Annotated in this window: 16 protein-coding genes; 8 read left to right on the plus strand and 8 right to left on the minus strand. The window is 66.6% G+C overall.

What is annotated here, in order from left to right:
• Positions 1–234: 234 nt before the first annotated feature.
• The 3 genes from GGR03_RS13015 to GGR03_RS13025 all read left to right on the plus strand — a co-directional run bounded on the left by GGR03_RS13015 (position 235) and on the right by GGR03_RS13025 (position 4,742).
• On the plus strand, positions 235–558 hold the full coding sequence (locus tag GGR03_RS13015) for a c-type cytochrome (RefSeq protein ID WP_183208678.1): 324 nt from the start codon (positions 235–237) through the stop codon (positions 556–558).
• 132 nt (positions 559–690) lie between these two features.
• Positions 691–2,406: an ABC transporter transmembrane domain-containing protein gene (locus GGR03_RS13020; protein ID WP_183208679.1), complete on the plus strand. Its 1,716-nt coding sequence runs from the start codon at positions 691–693 to the stop codon at positions 2,404–2,406.
• Between the two features lie 146 nt (positions 2,407–2,552).
• Entirely contained in the window at positions 2,553–4,742 is a 2,190-nt protein-coding gene (locus GGR03_RS13025) for a TonB-dependent siderophore receptor (protein WP_183208681.1), read from the plus strand.
• A 138-nt stretch (positions 4,743–4,880) separates the two neighbouring features.
• Here GGR03_RS13025 and GGR03_RS13030 read toward each other — a convergent pair whose 3' ends face one another.
• The 6 genes from GGR03_RS13030 to GGR03_RS13055 form a co-directional block, all read right to left on the minus strand.
• Positions 4,881–5,210 (minus strand): hypothetical protein, encoded by a 330-nt coding sequence (locus GGR03_RS13030; protein ID WP_183208683.1) that lies wholly within the window; start codon positions 5,208–5,210, stop codon positions 4,881–4,883.
• A 192-nt stretch (positions 5,211–5,402) separates the two neighbouring features.
• Positions 5,403–6,422: an ABC transporter substrate-binding protein gene (locus tag GGR03_RS13035; RefSeq protein ID WP_183208685.1), complete on the minus strand. Its 1,020-nt coding sequence runs from the start codon at positions 6,420–6,422 to the stop codon at positions 5,403–5,405.
• Positions 6,423–6,476: 54 nt separating this feature from the next.
• Positions 6,477–7,217 carry a GntR family transcriptional regulator gene (locus tag GGR03_RS13040; protein ID WP_183208688.1) on the minus strand — a complete coding sequence of 247 codons (741 nt, stop codon included), beginning with the start codon at positions 7,215–7,217 and terminating at the stop codon, positions 6,477–6,479.
• Between the two features lie 25 nt (positions 7,218–7,242).
• On the minus strand, positions 7,243–8,100 hold the full coding sequence (locus GGR03_RS13045; RefSeq protein ID WP_183208690.1) for an ABC transporter permease: 858 nt from the start codon (positions 8,098–8,100) through the stop codon (positions 7,243–7,245).
• Positions 8,097–8,912: an ABC transporter ATP-binding protein gene (locus GGR03_RS13050; protein ID WP_183208691.1), complete on the minus strand. Its 816-nt coding sequence runs from the start codon at positions 8,910–8,912 to the stop codon at positions 8,097–8,099. Before GGR03_RS13050 ends, GGR03_RS13045 begins: the two co-directional genes overlap by 4 nt.
• A complete protein-coding gene (locus GGR03_RS13055; RefSeq protein ID WP_183208694.1) occupies positions 8,909–9,937 on the minus strand; it encodes an ABC transporter substrate-binding protein in 1,029 nt (342 codons plus the stop codon). Before GGR03_RS13055 ends, GGR03_RS13050 begins: the two co-directional genes overlap by 4 nt.
• A gap of 295 nt (positions 9,938–10,232) precedes the next feature.
• Here GGR03_RS13055 and GGR03_RS13060 point away from each other — a divergent pair, with 295 nt between their 5' ends.
• Entirely contained in the window at positions 10,233–10,922 is a 690-nt protein-coding gene (locus tag GGR03_RS13060) for a fumarylacetoacetate hydrolase family protein (RefSeq protein WP_183208696.1), read from the plus strand.
• An 83-nt stretch (positions 10,923–11,005) separates the two neighbouring features.
• On the plus strand, positions 11,006–11,680 hold the full coding sequence (locus tag GGR03_RS13065; RefSeq protein WP_183208698.1) for an RraA family protein: 675 nt from the start codon (positions 11,006–11,008) through the stop codon (positions 11,678–11,680).
• A 79-nt stretch (positions 11,681–11,759) separates the two neighbouring features.
• On the opposite strand, the gene GGR03_RS13070 is transcribed toward GGR03_RS13065, so the two are convergent.
• Positions 11,760–12,239, minus strand: a complete 480-nt coding sequence (locus GGR03_RS13070; RefSeq protein WP_183208700.1) for a hypothetical protein — start codon at positions 12,237–12,239, stop codon at positions 11,760–11,762.
• Positions 12,240–12,665: 426 nt separating this feature from the next.
• Here GGR03_RS13070 and GGR03_RS13075 point away from each other — a divergent pair, with 426 nt between their 5' ends.
• The 3 genes from GGR03_RS13075 (at position 12,666) to GGR03_RS13085 (ending at position 15,083) form a co-directional block, all read left to right on the plus strand.
• Positions 12,666–13,394, plus strand: coding sequence for a pentapeptide repeat-containing protein (locus tag GGR03_RS13075; protein ID WP_183208702.1), 729 nt, complete (start codon positions 12,666–12,668; stop codon positions 13,392–13,394).
• Positions 13,395–13,576: 182 nt separating this feature from the next.
• Positions 13,577–14,803 carry an MFS transporter gene (locus tag GGR03_RS13080; RefSeq protein ID WP_183208704.1) on the plus strand — a complete coding sequence of 409 codons (1,227 nt, stop codon included), beginning with the start codon at positions 13,577–13,579 and terminating at the stop codon, positions 14,801–14,803.
• Positions 14,804–14,927: 124 nt separating this feature from the next.
• Positions 14,928–15,083: a hypothetical protein gene (locus GGR03_RS13085; RefSeq protein WP_163044369.1), complete on the plus strand. Its 156-nt coding sequence runs from the start codon at positions 14,928–14,930 to the stop codon at positions 15,081–15,083.
• 109 nt (positions 15,084–15,192) lie between these two features.
• Here GGR03_RS13085 and GGR03_RS13090 read toward each other — a convergent pair whose 3' ends face one another.
• Positions 15,193–16,239, minus strand: a complete 1,047-nt coding sequence (locus GGR03_RS13090) for a siderophore-interacting protein (RefSeq protein ID WP_183208706.1) — start codon at positions 16,237–16,239, stop codon at positions 15,193–15,195.
• Positions 16,240–16,257 lie beyond the last annotated feature (18 nt).

Consider the following 16,257-nt stretch of genomic DNA (forward strand, 5'->3'; position numbering starts at 1 on the left):
ATCCATCGCCTGTCCCTCTTCGATGGCCGAATGCTATGGCACCGGTAGCGAAACATGATAAGCGAAGTCAAGTTTGCGGGAGCGGGTGGCGGTGCGGCGGCGTTGCCGCGATCCGTTCGGGCGCCGGGTGGGCGTCACCCGTCCGCTGCTGCTTCACATCGGTGACTTGCGGCGCGCCCGATTGCGGCGCTAGCTGATCTCGTCGCCTTCCGGAAACGACATTGCGAGGTCGTCATGCGAATCGCCCTGCTTGCACTCGCCTTCACCGCCGGCGTTGCCGAGGCGCAGGTCGTCGACTCGACGACCGATCCGGTGGAGCGCGGCCGCATCCTCGTGGTCGCGAACTGCTCCGGCTGCCACGAGGTGGGGCTCGACGGCGACAGTCCGAACCCGCAGGCGCCGCCCTTCCGCACCCTGTCGGAGCGATTCCCGATCGACGCGCTGGAGGAGACGTTCATCGGCACGATCGACACCGGCCATCCGGGCATGCCGGTCTTCAAGGCGTCGCAGGACCAGATCGACGACGTCATCGCCTACATCGCCGCCGTCATGGAGTAGGCGCGTCGCCAGGCCGGATGCGGCGACCGCTCCGAAGCCGCGGCGCAATCCAATTGCCTTCCGCCTACCGGGCATCGATAAGCGCCGCCGCCGATCGCCCGGCCTTGCCCCGTCATCCTAGTGAGTATTGCCGTGCTGGCCCGCTTCTTTGCCTATTACCGGCCGTATCGCGGCCTCTTCGCGCTGGATTTCGGCTGCGCCGTCCTCGCCGGGCTCCTTGAGCTCGGCTTCCCGATGGCGGTCGCCGCCTTCATCGACCGGCTGCTGCCGAGCGGCGACTGGAACCTGATCCTGCTCGCCTCGGCCGGGCTGCTCGCCATCTACGTTCTCAACACCGGGCTCCTGGCGATCGTGAACTACTGGGGCCACATGCTGGGGATCAACATCGAGACGGACATGCGCCGCAAGGCGTTCGACCATCTCCAGACCCTCTCCTTCAGCTTCTTCGACAACCGCAAGACCGGCCATATCGTCGGTCGGCTGACCAAGGATCTCGAGGAGATCGGCGAAGTCGCCCATCATGGTCCGGAAGACCTGTTCATCGCCCTGATGACCTTCGTCGGCGCCTTCCTGCTGATGCTGTCGATCAACGTGCCGCTGGCGCTGATCACCGCCGCCATCGTGCCGGTCGGCACCTATCTCACTGCCCGCTACGGCGGCGCGATGACCCGCACCTGGCACGCGATCTACGGCAGCGTCGGCGAGTTCAACGCGCGGATCGAGGAGAATGTCGGCGGCATCCGCGTGGTGAAGGCCTTTGCCAACGAGGACCACGAGCGCAAGCTGTTCGCCCGCAACAACGAGCTCTATCGCAGCCGCAAGCTCGACGCCTACCGCATCATCTCGGCGACGCTGTCGCTGAACTATCTGTCGCTACGGCTGATGCAGATGATCGTCATGGTCGCCGGCACCTATTACGTGCTGACCGGCAGCCTGACCAATGGCGGCTTCATCGCCTTTCTGCTGCTCGTCGGCGTGTTCTTCCGGCCGGTCGAGAAGATTGCCGCGGTGATCGAATCCTATCCCAAGGGCATCGCCGGGTTCCGCCGCTATACCGAGCTTCTGGATACGAAGCCGGAGATCAGCGACGCGCCGGACGCGGTGGACGTCCAGAACCTGCGCGGCGACATACGCTACGACCGGGTGACCTTCGGCTACCAGCCGGGCAAGCCGATCCTGACCGAGCTGGACCTGTCGATCCGGGCCGGCGAGACCGTCGCCTTCGTCGGCCCCTCTGGCGCCGGCAAGACGACGCTCTGCTCGCTGCTGCCGCGCTTCTACGAGATCCAGGGCGGGTCGATCAGCATCGACGGGATCGATATCAGGCAGATGACGCTGCGCTCGTTGCGCCGCCATATCGGCGTGGTGCAGCAGGACGTCTTCCTGTTCGGCGGCAGCATCCGCGACAACATCGCCTATGGCCGTCTCGACGCGTCCGAAGCGGACATCCGTCAGGCGGTGCGTCGGGCGCATCTGGAGGACACGATCGCGCGCCTGCCGGAAGGGCTCGACACGATCATCGGCGAACGCGGCGTCAAGCTCTCCGGCGGACAGAAGCAGCGCCTGTCGATCGCCCGGATGTTCCTGAAGAATCCGCCGATCCTAATCCTCGACGAGGCGACCTCGGCGCTCGACATGGAGACCGAGCAGGCGATCCAGGCATCGCTCGCCGAGCTGTCCGAGGGCCGCACGACTCTCGTCGTCGCACATCGCCTGTCCACCATCCGCCAGGCCGACCGGATCGTCGTGGTCGACCAGTCGGGCGTTGTCGAGGAGGGGCCGCATGCCGACCTGCTCGGCCGCCGCGGTGCCTATCGCCGGCTGCACGACGCGCAGTTCGTCGCCTGACAGGGTCGACCGGCCGCGGTGCGGCGAAATTGTGGCACGACGGCAACAGGTCGGCTCGCTGACATGCGCGGCTAAAACTTGATACTTGGACTCAAGATATGTTCGTGCGAGGGCTCGCTGACAGAGTCTCCAACCGGATGAGCCCCATGTATCTGCGTGCCCGCCTGCTCGTTTCCGTTTCCGCGATCGGCCTCGCGACGCTGTCGCAGGCGTCGGCGCAGACCGACGGCCAGATCGTGCTGGACACGATCGTGGTCGAGACCGACGGCGGGACGGGCGGCGCGACGGGCGGGACAGGCACCGGGCCGGTGGACGGCTATGTCGCGCGGGACACCACGACCGGCTCGAAGACCGACACGCCGCTGATCGAAGTGCCGCAGTCGGTCTCGGTACTCGGCCGCGAGGAACTCGACGACCGCGGCGTCCAGAAGGTCGACGAGGCGCTGCGCTACACGCCCGGCGTGTTCACGCAGCCCTACGGCTCCGACACCGATACCGACTGGTTCTACATCCGCGGCTTCAACGCCACGCAGACCGGCGTCTATCTCGACTCGCTGAACCTTTATTCCTACGCCTTCGGCGGCTTCATCATCGACCCGTTCCAGCTCGAGCGGATCGAGGTCATGCGCGGCCCGGCCTCGGTGCTCTACGGCGGCTCCAATCCGGGTGGCCTCGTCAACTCGATCTCTAAGCGCGCCACCGGCGAGCGCATCCGCTACATCGAGGGCGGCATCAACGACGATCCGAACGGTTACGGCGCCTTCGACATCGGCGACCGGCTGACCGAGGACGGCGTCTGGAGCTATCGCCTGCTCGGCAAGCTGCAGGGCGGCGACACCGACACCCACTATGCCGACAATTTCCGCGGCTTCATCGCCCCGAACCTGACCTGGTCGCCGGATGCCGATACGCGGCTCAACCTGTATGCGACCTACCAGTATGACGACCAGCGCCACGTCAACGGCTTCCTGCCCTATGTCGGCAGCGTCGTCGGCGCGCCGTTCGGCAGGATCGACCGCGACCTGTTCTATTCGGAGCCGGATCTCGACAAGTTCGAGAACAAGCAGGTGACGGTCGGCTACGAGTTCGACACGGAAGTGGCCGACGGCATCACGCTCACCTCCAACACCCGCTACGGCCATGTCGAGCGCGAGGAATACGGGCCGTATTTCTACGGCTATTACGACCCGGCGACCGGCTTCGGCGGCCTCGAGGAGCCGGTGGGCCCGGACTATCTCCTGAACCGTCTCAACTTCGCGCACGACACGACGGTCGATACCTTCACCACCGACAATCGCGCGACCTTCGAGTTCGCCACCGGTGCCGTCGCGCACACGCTGATGACCGGCATCGACTACAAATATTTCCGCATCGACCAGGTGCAGTCGTCGGGCGCGGCCGGCCCCCTCAGCCCGACCAACCCGAACTACACCAACGACTTGCCGGCGCTTTACGCGCCCTATCTCGACGAGACGATCGACCTCAACCAGCTCGGCGTCTACGTCCAGGACCAGGCGAAGTTCGGCGACGGATTCATCCTGACGCTCAACGGCCGCTACGACGAGGTCTGGATCGACCGCGACGACCGCAGCACCTTCGACGCCGACTACGACAGCCAGGAAGGCTCGTTCAGCGGCCGCGCCGGCCTTGGCTACGAGTTCGCCAACGGACTCGTGCCCTATGTCAGCGTGTCGCGCTTCTTCAATCCGCAGATCGGCACGGATGCCAATGGCGAGGGCGTCGTGCCGGAAGAGGGCGAGCAGTACGAGGTCGGCGTGAAATACGAGCCGAGCTTCCTCGACGGCGTCTTCACCGCCTCGCTCTTCGACCTGACCCGCCGCAACACGCTGCAGTCGATCGCGCCGCTCTACATCCCGCAGACGATCGGCGAGATCAATTCGCGCGGCGTCGAGTTGGAAGCCAAGGTCAATCTCGACGAGAGCTGGCGGGTGACCGGTGCCTTCACCGCCTACGATCTGACGATCGAGAAGGACGCCAATCCCGACATCGTCGGCAACCGCCCGTATCTCTTGCCGGAAGTGCTCGCCTCGGCCTGGCTCGACTACACCGTCCAGCACGGCACGCTGAAGGGCCTCGGCCTCGGCGGCGGCATCCGCTACATCGGCGACAGCTATGCCGACAACGAGAACCAGCTGAAGGTCCCGGACGCGACCGTCTTCGACGCCGCCATCCGCTACGACCGCGACGACTGGGGGGTCTCGCTGAACGTCAACAATGTCTTCGACAAGAAATATGTCGCGGGCTGCCAGACCAGCGCATCCTGCGGTTATGGCGAGGGTCGCGACGTGCTGCTCAAGGCGCACATGACCTGGTGAGGCGCAGGGCCGCGAGCCTTGCTCGCGGCGCGGGATCCGGCAGGGCCATCAGGCGGGCCTGCCGGTCGATCCGGGGGTGAACCCCCAGGCCGGGACATTGCCGGGGCGCGGCGCGAGACGCCGGCCCCGGCCGTCCAATCAGTTCATGGCCACCGCGCTGGGAGCGATCCGGACGGTCGTGCCGTCGCGGCTGATGTCGACGGCCTGCGGCGCATTGCCGACGGATTCGGGCACCATCAGCGTCAGCGACTGGCCGTCCGAAAGACGGGTCGAGACGCGCACCGGGGAACCGGCACTGCCGACAAGGGTCGCCACAACGTCATAGCCGTCGTCGGCGACGGTGTAGTAGGCGACGCCGTTGAGGCCGCCGAGCTCGATGCTGCGTCCCTGCAGCGGCTTGAAATCATCTGCCGAAGCGGCAGCAGTCGTGGCGACGATGATCGCCACGGCTCCGAGGAGCCTGTTCATGGTCTTCTCCATAGGGGTGCTGTCCACGTGCTCGTTCACGCGAAGAGCCGGCCTTGCCGGGAGACCGCTCTATGCACCCTCAGGGGCATCAGTGAAACTGAGAAATGTTGCGATGCAACGTAAGAATTATTTAGGCCTCGGAGCCCGCCTTGACCCGGACGCGGGCGGGACGGATCCCGCCCGCGTCGATGATCAGCGCTCCTGCGACCAGGCGTCGACGAAGTCGTTGTTGTAGGCCGCCTCGAGGTCCGGCAGCGGCTCGGCGAGATCGCCGGAGGCGAGCAGGCTGTCGTGCCAAGCCTTCCAGGCAGCCGGGTCGTTCTCGCCCAGCCGCTTGCCTTCCGGTGGCGTCTGGCGGGCGATGATCGCTTCCGTCAGGGCGCGGGCGAAATCCTGATCCTCGCCCTCCTGCGGATTGCCGGCCGCCGTGTGCTTCAGCACCGTCTCGATGTTGGCAGGATCCATCGCGAAGGTCGAGCCGCGCGCCACCGCTCGCCCGAACCCCTCGATGACGTCCGGATTCTCGGCAATGAACGGCGCGAGCGCCACAAAGCCGTTGCCGAAATAGGTCCGGAACTTGTCCGGCGTGATGTTGGTCATCGCCAGCCCCCGCTGGTTGAGGATGGCGCCGTCGCTGGTCGCCGCCGCATAGGCGTCGATGTCACCGCGGGTGAAGCCGGCCACCGCGAGGCCGCCGTCGCCGACGACCAGGAACTCATAGTCGTCGCCTTCCTCCATGCCGGCGTCGGTCATGATCGTCCGCGCGAAGGCGGTCTCGGCCCCGTCCGCGGTGCCGACGCCGATCACCTTCCCGCGCAGGTCCTCCGGCGAGGCGACGCCCGAATCCGCCGGCACCAGCACGCCGAAGGCGCTCTGCGGATTGAGATTGTAGAAGAACTGCACGTCGAGCCCGCCCGCACGGGCATTGATGGTGGGCCCCGCGCCGGGCTGGCCGATCTCGGCCTGGCCTGCGGCGACCGCCTGCAGCACGGCAGCCGAGCCATTCACCGCCTGGATCGTGACCTTGAGCCCCTCGTCGGCGAAATAGCCCTCGCCGATGGCCGTCCAGACCGGCGTGATGTTGATCGCCGACGGATTGGCCAGCACCACGGTGATGTCGCGTGGGGCCGGCGCGTCCTGGGCGGGAGCCGGGCCCGCCCCCATGAGCCCGATCAGTGCCGCCGCGGCGGTGAGCGTCCAGATTGGTCGCATGTCGTTTCCTCCCGATTGTCCGTTGCTGCCGCCGTTCCTCCCGAGAACGGCGTGTCAGTCCGTGGTCGCGGCTGATGCCTCCGCCTCGCCGGGCACCGGCGCGCTGGTCTGTTCCTCCAGTCGCTGCAGGGTCAGCCGGTAATGCGACGTCAGCAGCTCGGTCGCCCGAGCGATGTCGCCGTCGATCGTCGCTTCCATGATAGCCCGGTGCTCCTCGCGGGAATCGCGGCGCGGATAGGTGCCGGACATCGAGGCAAAGCGGTAGCGCTCGGCATGGTCCATCATGTCGTGGCAGAAGCCGGTGACCCAGGACGAGCCACTGTTGCCGATCAGCGCGTTGTGGAAGGCGCGGTGGCGCTCCTCCCAGGCCGAGTTGTCGCCACCCTTCTCGCCGGCGAGCCGCACCGGTTCGCGGTCGAGCCGGTAATGGGTGGTGATGAGCTCGTCTTCCCAGGCCTGCGTCCGGTTCAGGATCGACTGTTCGAGCGCCAGCGCCTCGATCCAGCACCGTGACTGCACCAGCTCGCGGAACGCCTTCAGCGTCAGCGGCGGGACGAAGAAGCCCCGCTGGTCGCGCCGGTCGACCAGGCGCTCGGCCGACAGCCGGTTCAGCGCCTCCCGGACCGGATTGATGCCGGAATCGTAGCGCTGCGCCACCTGGTCGATCTGCAGCTTCTGGCCCGGCTTCATCGTGCCGTTGAGGATGTCGCGCCTGAGCTTCTGGTAGACGAGCGTCGCCGACGTCGTCTTGTCCGACGGCTTCTGCAGCGGCGGCTCGGGTACCAGCAGGATCATGACGCGCCTTCTCCCTTGGCGACCCTCAGAGACCGGGGCCGCCTGCGACCGACGACTTATGCCAGAAGACGAAGCGGCGCTCGACCCACACGACCGTCCAGAAGAGGGCGAGGCCCATGATCGACAGGAAGACGATCAGCGAGAAGATGCGCGGCGTGTTGAGCTGCGACGCCGCGACCCGGATAAGCTCGCCGAAGCCCTTGCCGCCGCCGAGGAACTCGCCGGTGATGGCACCTGCCATGACCCCGACCGAGGCGATCTTCAGCCCGGTGAAGATCTGCGGCAGGCCGGTCGGCAGCTTCATGCGGAACAGCGTCTGCCAGCGGCTGGCGCCGAGCGTCTTGAACAACATGCGGGCATTGTCGTTGGCCACATGCAGCCCGGCGGCCGTGGCGACGACGATCGGGAAGGTGGCGATGAAGGCGGCCAGCGCCACCTTCGAGGATATGCCGAAGCCGAGCCAGGCGACGAAGAGCGGCGCGAAGGCGACCTTCGGCATGGTGTCGATGGCAACCAGATAGGGCAGCACCACCCGCTCGCCGAAGCTGGTCTCGCCGACGAGAATGCCGAGCGAGAAGCCGATCGTCATGGCGATGAGGAAGCCGTAGATCACCTCCTTGAAGGTGATCCAGTAGGCGACGAGCATGTAGCCGCCGGAGAACAGGTTCTTGCCGACGAAGACGATGTCCTCCGCCACCTCGATCGGCGACGGCAGGATGATCGGCGACACCAGGCCGAACACGTGGACGAGCTGCCAGATCCCGATGAAGGCGGCGAACAGCAGCGCCATGGCGATCGGCCGCGGCACGCGGTCGATATAGGAGGCGCGCTCCGTCCAGACGGTATCGGGCTCGGCGGCCTCGACGGCGGAATACTCGCTCATTGGAAGGCTCCTTCGTCGAGAAGCGACCTTATGCGGCGGACATAGGTGGCAAGGCGCGGATCGGTGAGCATGTCGAGGGAGCGCGGTCGGGGCAGGTCGATCTCGATGATCTCGACGAAGCGGCCCGGCCGCGGCGACATGACATAGACAACGTCCGACAGGATCACCGCCTCGGGGATCGAGTGGGTGACGAGGAAGGTGGTGGCGTTCTTCTCCAGGCAGATACGCTGCAGCTCCATGTTCATGAAGTCGCGCGACAGCTCGTCGAGCGCGCTGAAGGGCTCGTCGAGCAGCAGCATCGACGGGTCGGTGACCAGCATGCGGCAGATCGCGGCGCGCTGCGCCATGCCGCCGGACAGCTTGTCCGGATAGACGTTCTCGAAGCCGGACAGGCCGACGAGTTCGAGCAGGGCGCGGGCGCTCGCATGGCTCGCCTTGGCGGCCGCGGAACCGTCCCGGATTTCGATCGGCAGGACGACGTTCTCCAGCGTCGTGCGCCACGGAAACAGCGTCGCCTGCTGGAACATCATGCCGATGTCGCGGCGCGGCCCCATGACTGGCGTGCCGTTGAGCACGACACGGCCGCTGGTCGGCGGGACCAGTCCCGCCATGATCTTCAGGAGCGTGGACTTGCCGCAGCCCGATGGCCCGATGATCGCCGAGAAGCTGCCGCGCTTCAGCGTCAGATCGACGGGGTCGAGCGCGTGGATCGCGCCTCGCCCGTAGGTCTTGGTGACGCGCGACAGCTCGTAGACGACGGGGCGGCCAGCGTCGCCGACCACGCGATCGATTTCGCCGGCCGTTGCGCTCATTCGGCGTTCCAGGCTTCGACGAACTGGTTCGTGTAGGCCGCCTCGAGGTCAGGAAGCGGCGCCTTCAGCGCGCCGGTCTCGACCTGCGCCTCGTGCCACAGCTGCCAATGCTCGGGCGGCTGGTAGCCGAAACCTTCGCCGCGGAACTGTTCCTGCGGGTTGATCCGGGTCTGCGCAGCCTCGAGAAGCAGCGCCGCAAGCGCGGTGTCCTCGCCTTCCTGCGGGTTCGCCGCAGCGGCGTTTGCGAGCGTCTTCTCGTTGTTGGCCGGGTCGAGGCCGAAGCGCGTTCCCTTCACCAGCGCGCGGCCGAAGCGCTCGATGACGTCCGCGTTCTCGTCGAGATAGGCCTGGGTGACGGCCCAGCCATTGCCGAAATAGCTGAGGAACCCGTCCGGCGTGATCTCGCGGAGCGGAATGCCGCGCGCCTCGATGATCGCCGCGTCGCTGGCGGCGGCGGCATAGGCTGCGACCTCGTCGCCGAGGATGGCGGCCGCCGCCGTGCCGCCGTCACCGATGGCCAGGAACTCGTAGCCCTCGTTCTCCATCAGGCCGGATTCCGCCATGATCGCGCGGGTGAAGCCCACTTCGGCGCCGTCGGCCGTCCCGACGCCGATGACCTTGTCCTTGAGCGCGGAGGGATCCTGCACGTCGGACTCCTCCGGCACGACGAGGCCGAAGATCGAGTTCGGATACTGGTTGTAGATGAAGACGACCTCCTCGCCGCGCTCGCGCGCCGAAAGGACCGGCCCGGGGCCCGGGTTGCCGATCTGCGCCTGGCCCGACGCCAGAGCCTGCAGCACGGAGGCCGAGCCATTGACCGCCTCGACCGTGATCGTCAGGCCTTCCTCCTCGAAATAGCCCTCGCCGATCGCGTTGTGCAGCGGGAAATTGTTCAGTGCCGACGGGTTCGGAACGACGATCGTCAGCGCCGTGGGCTCCTGCGCAAGCGCCGCCGTGCTGGAAAGCGCAAGCGCGGCGAGGCCCGCCAGAATGCCGATGCGGGTCGATGACGTGCGATATGCCATGCTGTTTCCTCCCTGGTAGCGCACCCTCGCTCTTGGTCGGCGTATGTGCGTAACCGGAAGATAACATCATAAAAAACGTTTTCGGAAGGGCGAACCGATGTTGCGCCTGCGAACGGATACTGGAGAATCATCGGTTTGCGGCACTTAGACCCGCTAAATTAGTTGAATAGGCAGCTTCTGAAGCGAGACTTCGGGCCGCCAGGCGGATTTTCCTTTTGCGCTGCAAAATACTTTTTTGTTGTTTTATGCCGTTTTCATGTGCTTCCTCTGCCGATCCAACGATGGGAGGAAAGCCATGAACCAGTATGTCGTCGATGCTCCGGAAATCCCCGCGATCCCGGTCCAGGGATCGGATGCTCGTTTCCCGGTCCGACGGGTCTATTGCGTCGGCCGCAACTACGTCGCCCACGTCCGGGAGATGGGCGGCAACGAGGATCGCGACCCGCCGCTGTTCTTCCAGAAGCCGGCGGACTCGCTGGTGCTGGACGGGGGGACCATCCCGTATCCGACCATGACCAAGGACTTCCATTTCGAGGTCGAGCTGGTTCTCGCCATGAAGGGCGGCGGGCTGAACATTCCGCAGGACAAGGCCCTCGACCAGATCTACGGCTACGCCGTCGGCATCGACATGACCCGCCGCGACATCCAGGGCGGCGGCCGCCCGTGGGAGATCGCCAAGTCCTTCGACCACTCTTTCCCGTGCGGCGCGATCGTGCCTGCGTCGGAGGTCGGCCACATCCAGTCGGGCCGCATCGAACTGACGGTGAACGGCGAGACCCGCCAGGAATCGGACGTCGAACTGCTGATCTGGAAGATCCCCGAGATCATCGCGAACCTGTCGACCTATTTCGAGCTGATGCCGGGCGACGTCATCCTGACCGGAACGCCGCATGGAGTCGGACCGGTCAAGCCGGGCGACCGGATCGAGGCGCGGGTGGACAAGCTTCCGGAACTCCACGTCACGGTGGGCGAGCCGCTCGCCTGATGGAACGCGGCCGCGGCGCAACGGGAGTTCCCGGCCAGCGCCGCGGCCGGCAATGACCGGTACCTGGAAGCGGAGCGACAACGATGGGCTTCACGATTCATCCCCGCCGTGGCGGCATCGATCCCGTGTGGATCGAGCGCTTCAAGGTGCTCCCGGTCTCCACGATCAGCGATTCCATGGAGCGCTTGCACGGTGTGGGCATGCCGCTGCGCGCCATGCATGGCGGCGGCCGGATGGTGGGCACCGCCTTTACGGTGAAGACCCGGCCGGGCGACAACCTCATCGTCCACAAGGCGCTGGACCTCGCCGCGCCGGGCGAAGTCGTCGTCGTCGATGCCGGCGGCGAGCAGGAGAACGCCATCATCGGCGAACTGATGGCCGCCTATGCCGAGCAGCGGGGCCTCGCCGGCATCGTGATCTTCGGAGCGATCCGCGACAGCGCCGAGTTGGCGCGCGGCACCTTCCCCGTCTTCGCCACCGGCGTCACCCATCGCGGCCCCTACAAGGACGGCCCGGGCGTGATCAATATCCCGATTGCGGTGGCCGGCCTGCCTGTCTCGCCCGGCGATCTCGTCTGCGGCGATTCCGATGGGCTGCTGGCGATCACCCCCGCCGCGCTGGAAGACGTGCATGATCGCGCGGCGCAGAAACTCGCGGCGGAACAGCAGATGATGTTGGCGATCCGCGCGGGGACGGACGACCGGTCCTGGATCGACCGGGCGCTCGAAGCCGCCGGCTGCGATTATCGCGACGCCTGACGAAGCTTCAAAGGCACCGGCCGGTCAGGCCGTGTGTTTCACCCCGCGGACGACCTCGCGAAGGCGCTTGTGGTGCTGCTCAGGCCAGGCCCTGCTTCTGGCAATCGCCATAGACCTCGATCGTGGCAGCGTTCGCGCCGGAAATCTGCCGGACCGAAAAGGTGCCGGGCGCCGGCTGCCGTACCAGATCGCCCCGAAACAGCCTGTCGTCCGCTGCACCATCGGCGCCGCGCGTCAGGACCATGCCACACACCGACACCCTGCCGTCTGCGGTAAGTCCCGAGCGGAGCGGATAGAAGCTGAGCGCTGCCGTTCCCGGAAAGCTACTGGTGACGGCAGATCGCACCACGTCCCTCTCAGCGGACGAGAGCTGGTACGGCGTCGTCGCCGTGAGCGGCACGCTCGGCTTCTCGCCGTAGAGTGGCACCCCCATCAGATGGATATCCGGTATCGTTACGCGCGGCAGCTTGGGAAAGGCGAAATTCGAAACCGGGGCGCCGAAACTGCACCCCGCGAGCACGCCGCAACTCGCCAGCACGATGATATGTCGTCGAGCCATCCAGAAGCTCCCCCTCCGACATCGCATAGCATCTTGTGCGGGGAAAAATGTCCAAAACCGGGCACGCCTTGCGTCAAGCTGACCGGTGTTGCTCGAAGGCCGCTACGGCACCCGCCGGATACCTCGCCTCATGCCTCGCCCCTCGCCTGGCGAAGGCGGAACGGTTCTTGCGTCAGGCGACGAAGCGGCAGTGCCGCCGCAAAGCGCAAGGAAACTGCGTCACGGGGAATTGCGTGACGCTGCCCTCCCGTCTGCCCTATGTCATGTTGCGCGGCACGCAAATGGGCACGCACGCGCCTCGGTATGCCGTCTTGCGTGCATCGAGGCAGACTGGCGACGGACGAACGAGCGGTCATGGCGAGGAAACGACGGACTTCCTGCATCGAAACAGCGGGCAGAGCTTCCAGCGGGCGAGGGACCCCTGCCATGCACCCTGCCCCTGCCGGCGTTAAGGCGACAATCCGCTGGCCAGTGCCGGTGCTGCTTGCTTCCCTGTTGATCACCGGCGCCGTGACGGTCCTGCCTGCCGCAGCGGCCGATTGTGCCGATGCCGCACGGCCCGGCATCGACTGGAGCGGCTGCAGCCGGAAGAACCTCAGTCTCGAAGGCGCCAATCTCGAAGGCGCGAATCTGCGGGATGCCGACCTCGGCCTCACCAATCTGCGCAACGCCCGGCTGGCATCGACCGATCTGGAAGAGGCCGAGCTCATGCGCACGTCGCTCGCCGGCGCCAATGCGGACGCTGCGAACCTCACCAAGGCCATGGCCTATCGCACCGATTTTTCCGGGATCTCGGCAAAGGGCGCGTCCTTCCAAAGCGCCGAGCTCCAGCGGGCGAACTTCGCAGGCGCCGTCCTTACCGGCAGCAATTTCGCCAAGGCCGAACTCGCCCGCGCCAACTTCAAGGGCGCGACGCTGGCGGACAACATGTTCGGCTTCGCCAATCTGGCTCGCGCCAATTTCTCGGGCGTTGCGATCGGCGGGCAAGCCGATTTCACCGGAGCCTACATGTTCCTCACCCGGATCGAAGGCACCGATCTCTCAGGCGCGAAGGGGCTCGCCCAGGCGCAGATCGATCTCGCCTGCGGCGATGGCGCAACCGCCCTTCCCACAGGTCTCGTCACGCCTCCGACCTGGCCCTGCGGCGCGGAGTGACGGTCGGCACCGGACCCATTGACAGGGTGGGTGCAATTGATCAGGTGAACGAAGCATTTTCTGCGACCCGCGCGGCGGGACCATGATCTTCAGCGCACGGTGGCGGTGACATCGTGCCGGACCTCCGTGCCGGAGGTCTGCAGAGCACTGTCCGCCCCGCGCCAGCCTGCCGAGCATAGCCCATGCACACCTATGGCCGTTTCCTGGCGACCAACGCACGCTGGCTCGCCGGCGGCTTCCTGCTGACCTTCTTTTCGGCCTTCGGGCAGACCTTCTTCATCGCCCTGTCGAACGGCGAGATCCGCCGGACCTTCGACCTCAGCCATGGCGATTTCGGCGGCATCTACATGCTGGCGACGCTGCTCAGCGCGCTGACCCTGCCGTTTCTCGGCCGCTTGCTGGACCGCTATTCGATCGCCACGGTCGCCACCGGCACGATGCTCCTGCTGGCGGCGGCCATCGTGATGTTCGGGCTGGTGTGGTCGCTGCCGACGCTGGTCTTTGCGATCTACATGCTCCGCCTGTTCGGCCAGGGCATGATGTCCCAGACCGCGCTGACCGCCACCGGCCGCTGGTTCGCGGCCAATCGGGGACGGGCGATCTCGATCACCACGATCGGCTTCAGAGTCGGCGAAGGGTGCTTTCCCTTCCTGTTCGTGTTGGCCGCCGGCTATTTCGGATGGCGCGGAGCCTGGTTCGCGGCCGCAGTCCTGGTTCTCCTCGCCCTGCCACTGATCGTCGCGCTGGTCCGCGTCGAGCGCGATCCGCAGAGCGAACCGGTGTCTCGGGCGCAGGCGGAAATGCGCAACTGGACCCGCGGCGAGGTGCTGCGGGACTGGCGCTTCTACGTGATCAGTCTCGGCGTGTTCGCCCCACCCTTCATCGGCACGACGATCTTCTTTCACCAGGTCTACCTGACCGAGATCAAGGCCTGGCCGCTGCATCTCTTCGCCAGCGGCTTCGCCGTCATGTCGGTCACCACGATCGTGTTCACGCTGGCGGCGGGCTGGCTGGTCGACCGCTTTTCGGCCGTCCGGCTCCTGCCGGCGTTTCTTCTGCCCCTCGCCCTCTCCTGTTTTGCGATCGCGTGGCTGACGCCGGAATGGTCGATCTTCGTCTTCATGGGCCTGCTCGGCGTCAGTTTCGGGTTTTCCGGAACCATCGAAGGCGCGATGTGGCCGGAACTCTACGGCACCAGGCACCTGGGAGCGATCCGTTCGATGGTGGTCGCCGCCATGGTGCTCGCCACGGCGATCGGGCCGGGACTGACCGGGCTGCTGATCGATGCCGGCATAGACCTGCCGGTCCAGTTCGCGGTGATGGGCGGATACAGCCTCGTCGCGGCGCTGGCGATGTGGCTGGTGGCGCGGAAGATGCGGGAACCCGTCACGGTCTCCGCTCCGGTCTAGTCACAGCGAGAGCCTCGAAACCGCCGCTCTGGCGGAAGATAGCGCGGCACTTTGACGTTCCGCCTTCTTTCGCCGGCATTTGTGCGCTATTGCACGGCACAATCCTCCCATCATCGAGATCATCATGTCCAGCACGAAGCCGTCTTTGCTCACGCGCGACCAGACCGTATGGCGCGAAGGCCGCGAAGCCGCCCGCAAGCGCCTGACCAAGAAAGACAACCCGTACGCCTCCGGGACCGCCGACCACCGCGCCTGGAACAAGGGCTTCAAGGGCGAGTAGCAGGAGTTCTAAGGCGCCGCTCTACCGAGCTGACCTACGCTAGATTTGCCGGCAATCTTCCGTCAGCCGAACCCTGCAGGTCTTCGCTCCAGCCAGCGGGGGACGGCTTCTACTCGCCCTTCACGCCCTTGCGCCAATAGGCGGCGACGCGATGGCGCTCGCGCGGCAGGCCGAGCACGGCCCGGCAATGGCGGCGGATGGCGACGAAGTCGGCATGTTCGCAGCCGGCCCAGACGAAGCCGTCCGGCCCGAGCGTGTCGGCGGTCAGTTCCGTCGCGACATCGGCGAGGCGTCGGCCGCCCCCGCGATGAAGCCACGTCACGTCGAAGGCGGCCGCGCTGGTCAGCTTCTGCTCCTCGGCAGGCCCGCCGACCTCGATCACCACATGGGCCCTCACCGATGCCGGCAGGCGCCGCAGGATGCGGTCGATGGCCGGGATCGCCGTCTCGTCGCCGAAGAAGAACAGGCGCTGGCCCGGCGGCACGCCGGCATCGCCCAGGGGACCCGCCATGCCGACGACGTCGCCGGGCGCGGCATTGACGGCGAAGGACGAGCCGGGCGTCGCGTCGCCGTCGTGGCGCAATATGTCGATCGAGAGCTGCCCGCTCGCCGGGTCGATCGCCCGGATCGTGTAGACCCGCGGCGTCAGCATGTCCTCGCCCTGCGGCCAGACCGGGCAGCCGTCCTCCGCCAGCACCGGCCCGCGCAGCGGACGCCCCGCGGGCGGGAAGAACAGCCGCACATGCAGCCCGCCCGCATCGAAGCGTTCGAGATCGTTGCCCGCCAGCACCACGCGGCGCATGCAGGGGGTCACGTCGCTCGTGGAGATGACGCGCAGTTCGCGCCAGAAGGCCGGCGTGCCTTCGGACGCGCCGTCGCCGGTCCAGCGCACCGAAGGCGCCGCCTCGCCGAGGAATTCCTGCAGATGGCTGACGATGCCCCACTTGACGTAGGTCAGGTTGGTCTCGTCGTCGGCGCGGGCCCGCACCGAAAGCCCCGTCGCCGAGGCGAGGATCGCGAAACGGCCGTAGGGGATAACGATCCGCCCCGCCGCGCCGCGGCGCTGCACGGCGCCGTGCTCCACGTAATGCTCGCAGAAAAGCCCGAGCAGCTTTTCCGGCTCCGGGGCAGGAAGGTCGCAGGTGGCGGTCAGCATGCTGGCCTCATCGGTTGG

Origin of the sequence: Aurantimonas endophytica (assembly GCF_014196845.1) — a bacterium.
Classification (GTDB): domain Bacteria; phylum Pseudomonadota; class Alphaproteobacteria; order Rhizobiales; family Rhizobiaceae; genus Aurantimonas; species Aurantimonas endophytica.

Excerpts from the sequence above, each read along its gene's own strand:
- GGR03_RS13015 (WP_183208678.1), top strand. The coding sequence starts at position 235 with ATGCGAATCGCCCTGCTTGCACTCGCCTTCACCGCCGGCGTTGCCGAG.
- GGR03_RS13025 (WP_183208681.1), top strand. The coding sequence starts at position 2,553 with ATGTATCTGCGTGCCCGCCTGCTCGTTTCCGTTTCCGCGATCGGCCTC.
- GGR03_RS13030 (WP_183208683.1), bottom strand. The coding sequence starts at position 5,210 with ATGAACAGGCTCCTCGGAGCCGTGGCGATCATCGTCGCCACGACTGCT.
- GGR03_RS13035 (WP_183208685.1), bottom strand. The coding sequence starts at position 6,422 with ATGCGACCAATCTGGACGCTCACCGCCGCGGCGGCACTGATCGGGCTC.
- GGR03_RS13040 (WP_183208688.1), bottom strand. The coding sequence starts at position 7,217 with ATGATCCTGCTGGTACCCGAGCCGCCGCTGCAGAAGCCGTCGGACAAG.
- GGR03_RS13045 (WP_183208690.1), bottom strand. The coding sequence starts at position 8,100 with ATGAGCGAGTATTCCGCCGTCGAGGCCGCCGAGCCCGATACCGTCTGG.
- GGR03_RS13050 (WP_183208691.1), bottom strand. The coding sequence starts at position 8,912 with ATGAGCGCAACGGCCGGCGAAATCGATCGCGTGGTCGGCGACGCTGGC.
- GGR03_RS13055 (WP_183208694.1), bottom strand. The coding sequence starts at position 9,937 with ATGGCATATCGCACGTCATCGACCCGCATCGGCATTCTGGCGGGCCTC.
- GGR03_RS13060 (WP_183208696.1), top strand. The coding sequence starts at position 10,233 with ATGAACCAGTATGTCGTCGATGCTCCGGAAATCCCCGCGATCCCGGTC.
- GGR03_RS13065 (WP_183208698.1), top strand. The coding sequence starts at position 11,006 with ATGGGCTTCACGATTCATCCCCGCCGTGGCGGCATCGATCCCGTGTGG.
- GGR03_RS13070 (WP_183208700.1), bottom strand. The coding sequence starts at position 12,239 with ATGGCTCGACGACATATCATCGTGCTGGCGAGTTGCGGCGTGCTCGCG.
- GGR03_RS13075 (WP_183208702.1), top strand. The coding sequence starts at position 12,666 with ATGCACCCTGCCCCTGCCGGCGTTAAGGCGACAATCCGCTGGCCAGTG.
- GGR03_RS13080 (WP_183208704.1), top strand. The coding sequence starts at position 13,577 with ATGCACACCTATGGCCGTTTCCTGGCGACCAACGCACGCTGGCTCGCC.
- GGR03_RS13085 (WP_163044369.1), top strand. The coding sequence starts at position 14,928 with ATGTCCAGCACGAAGCCGTCTTTGCTCACGCGCGACCAGACCGTATGG.
- GGR03_RS13090 (WP_183208706.1), bottom strand. The coding sequence starts at position 16,239 with ATGCTGACCGCCACCTGCGACCTTCCTGCCCCGGAGCCGGAAAAGCTG.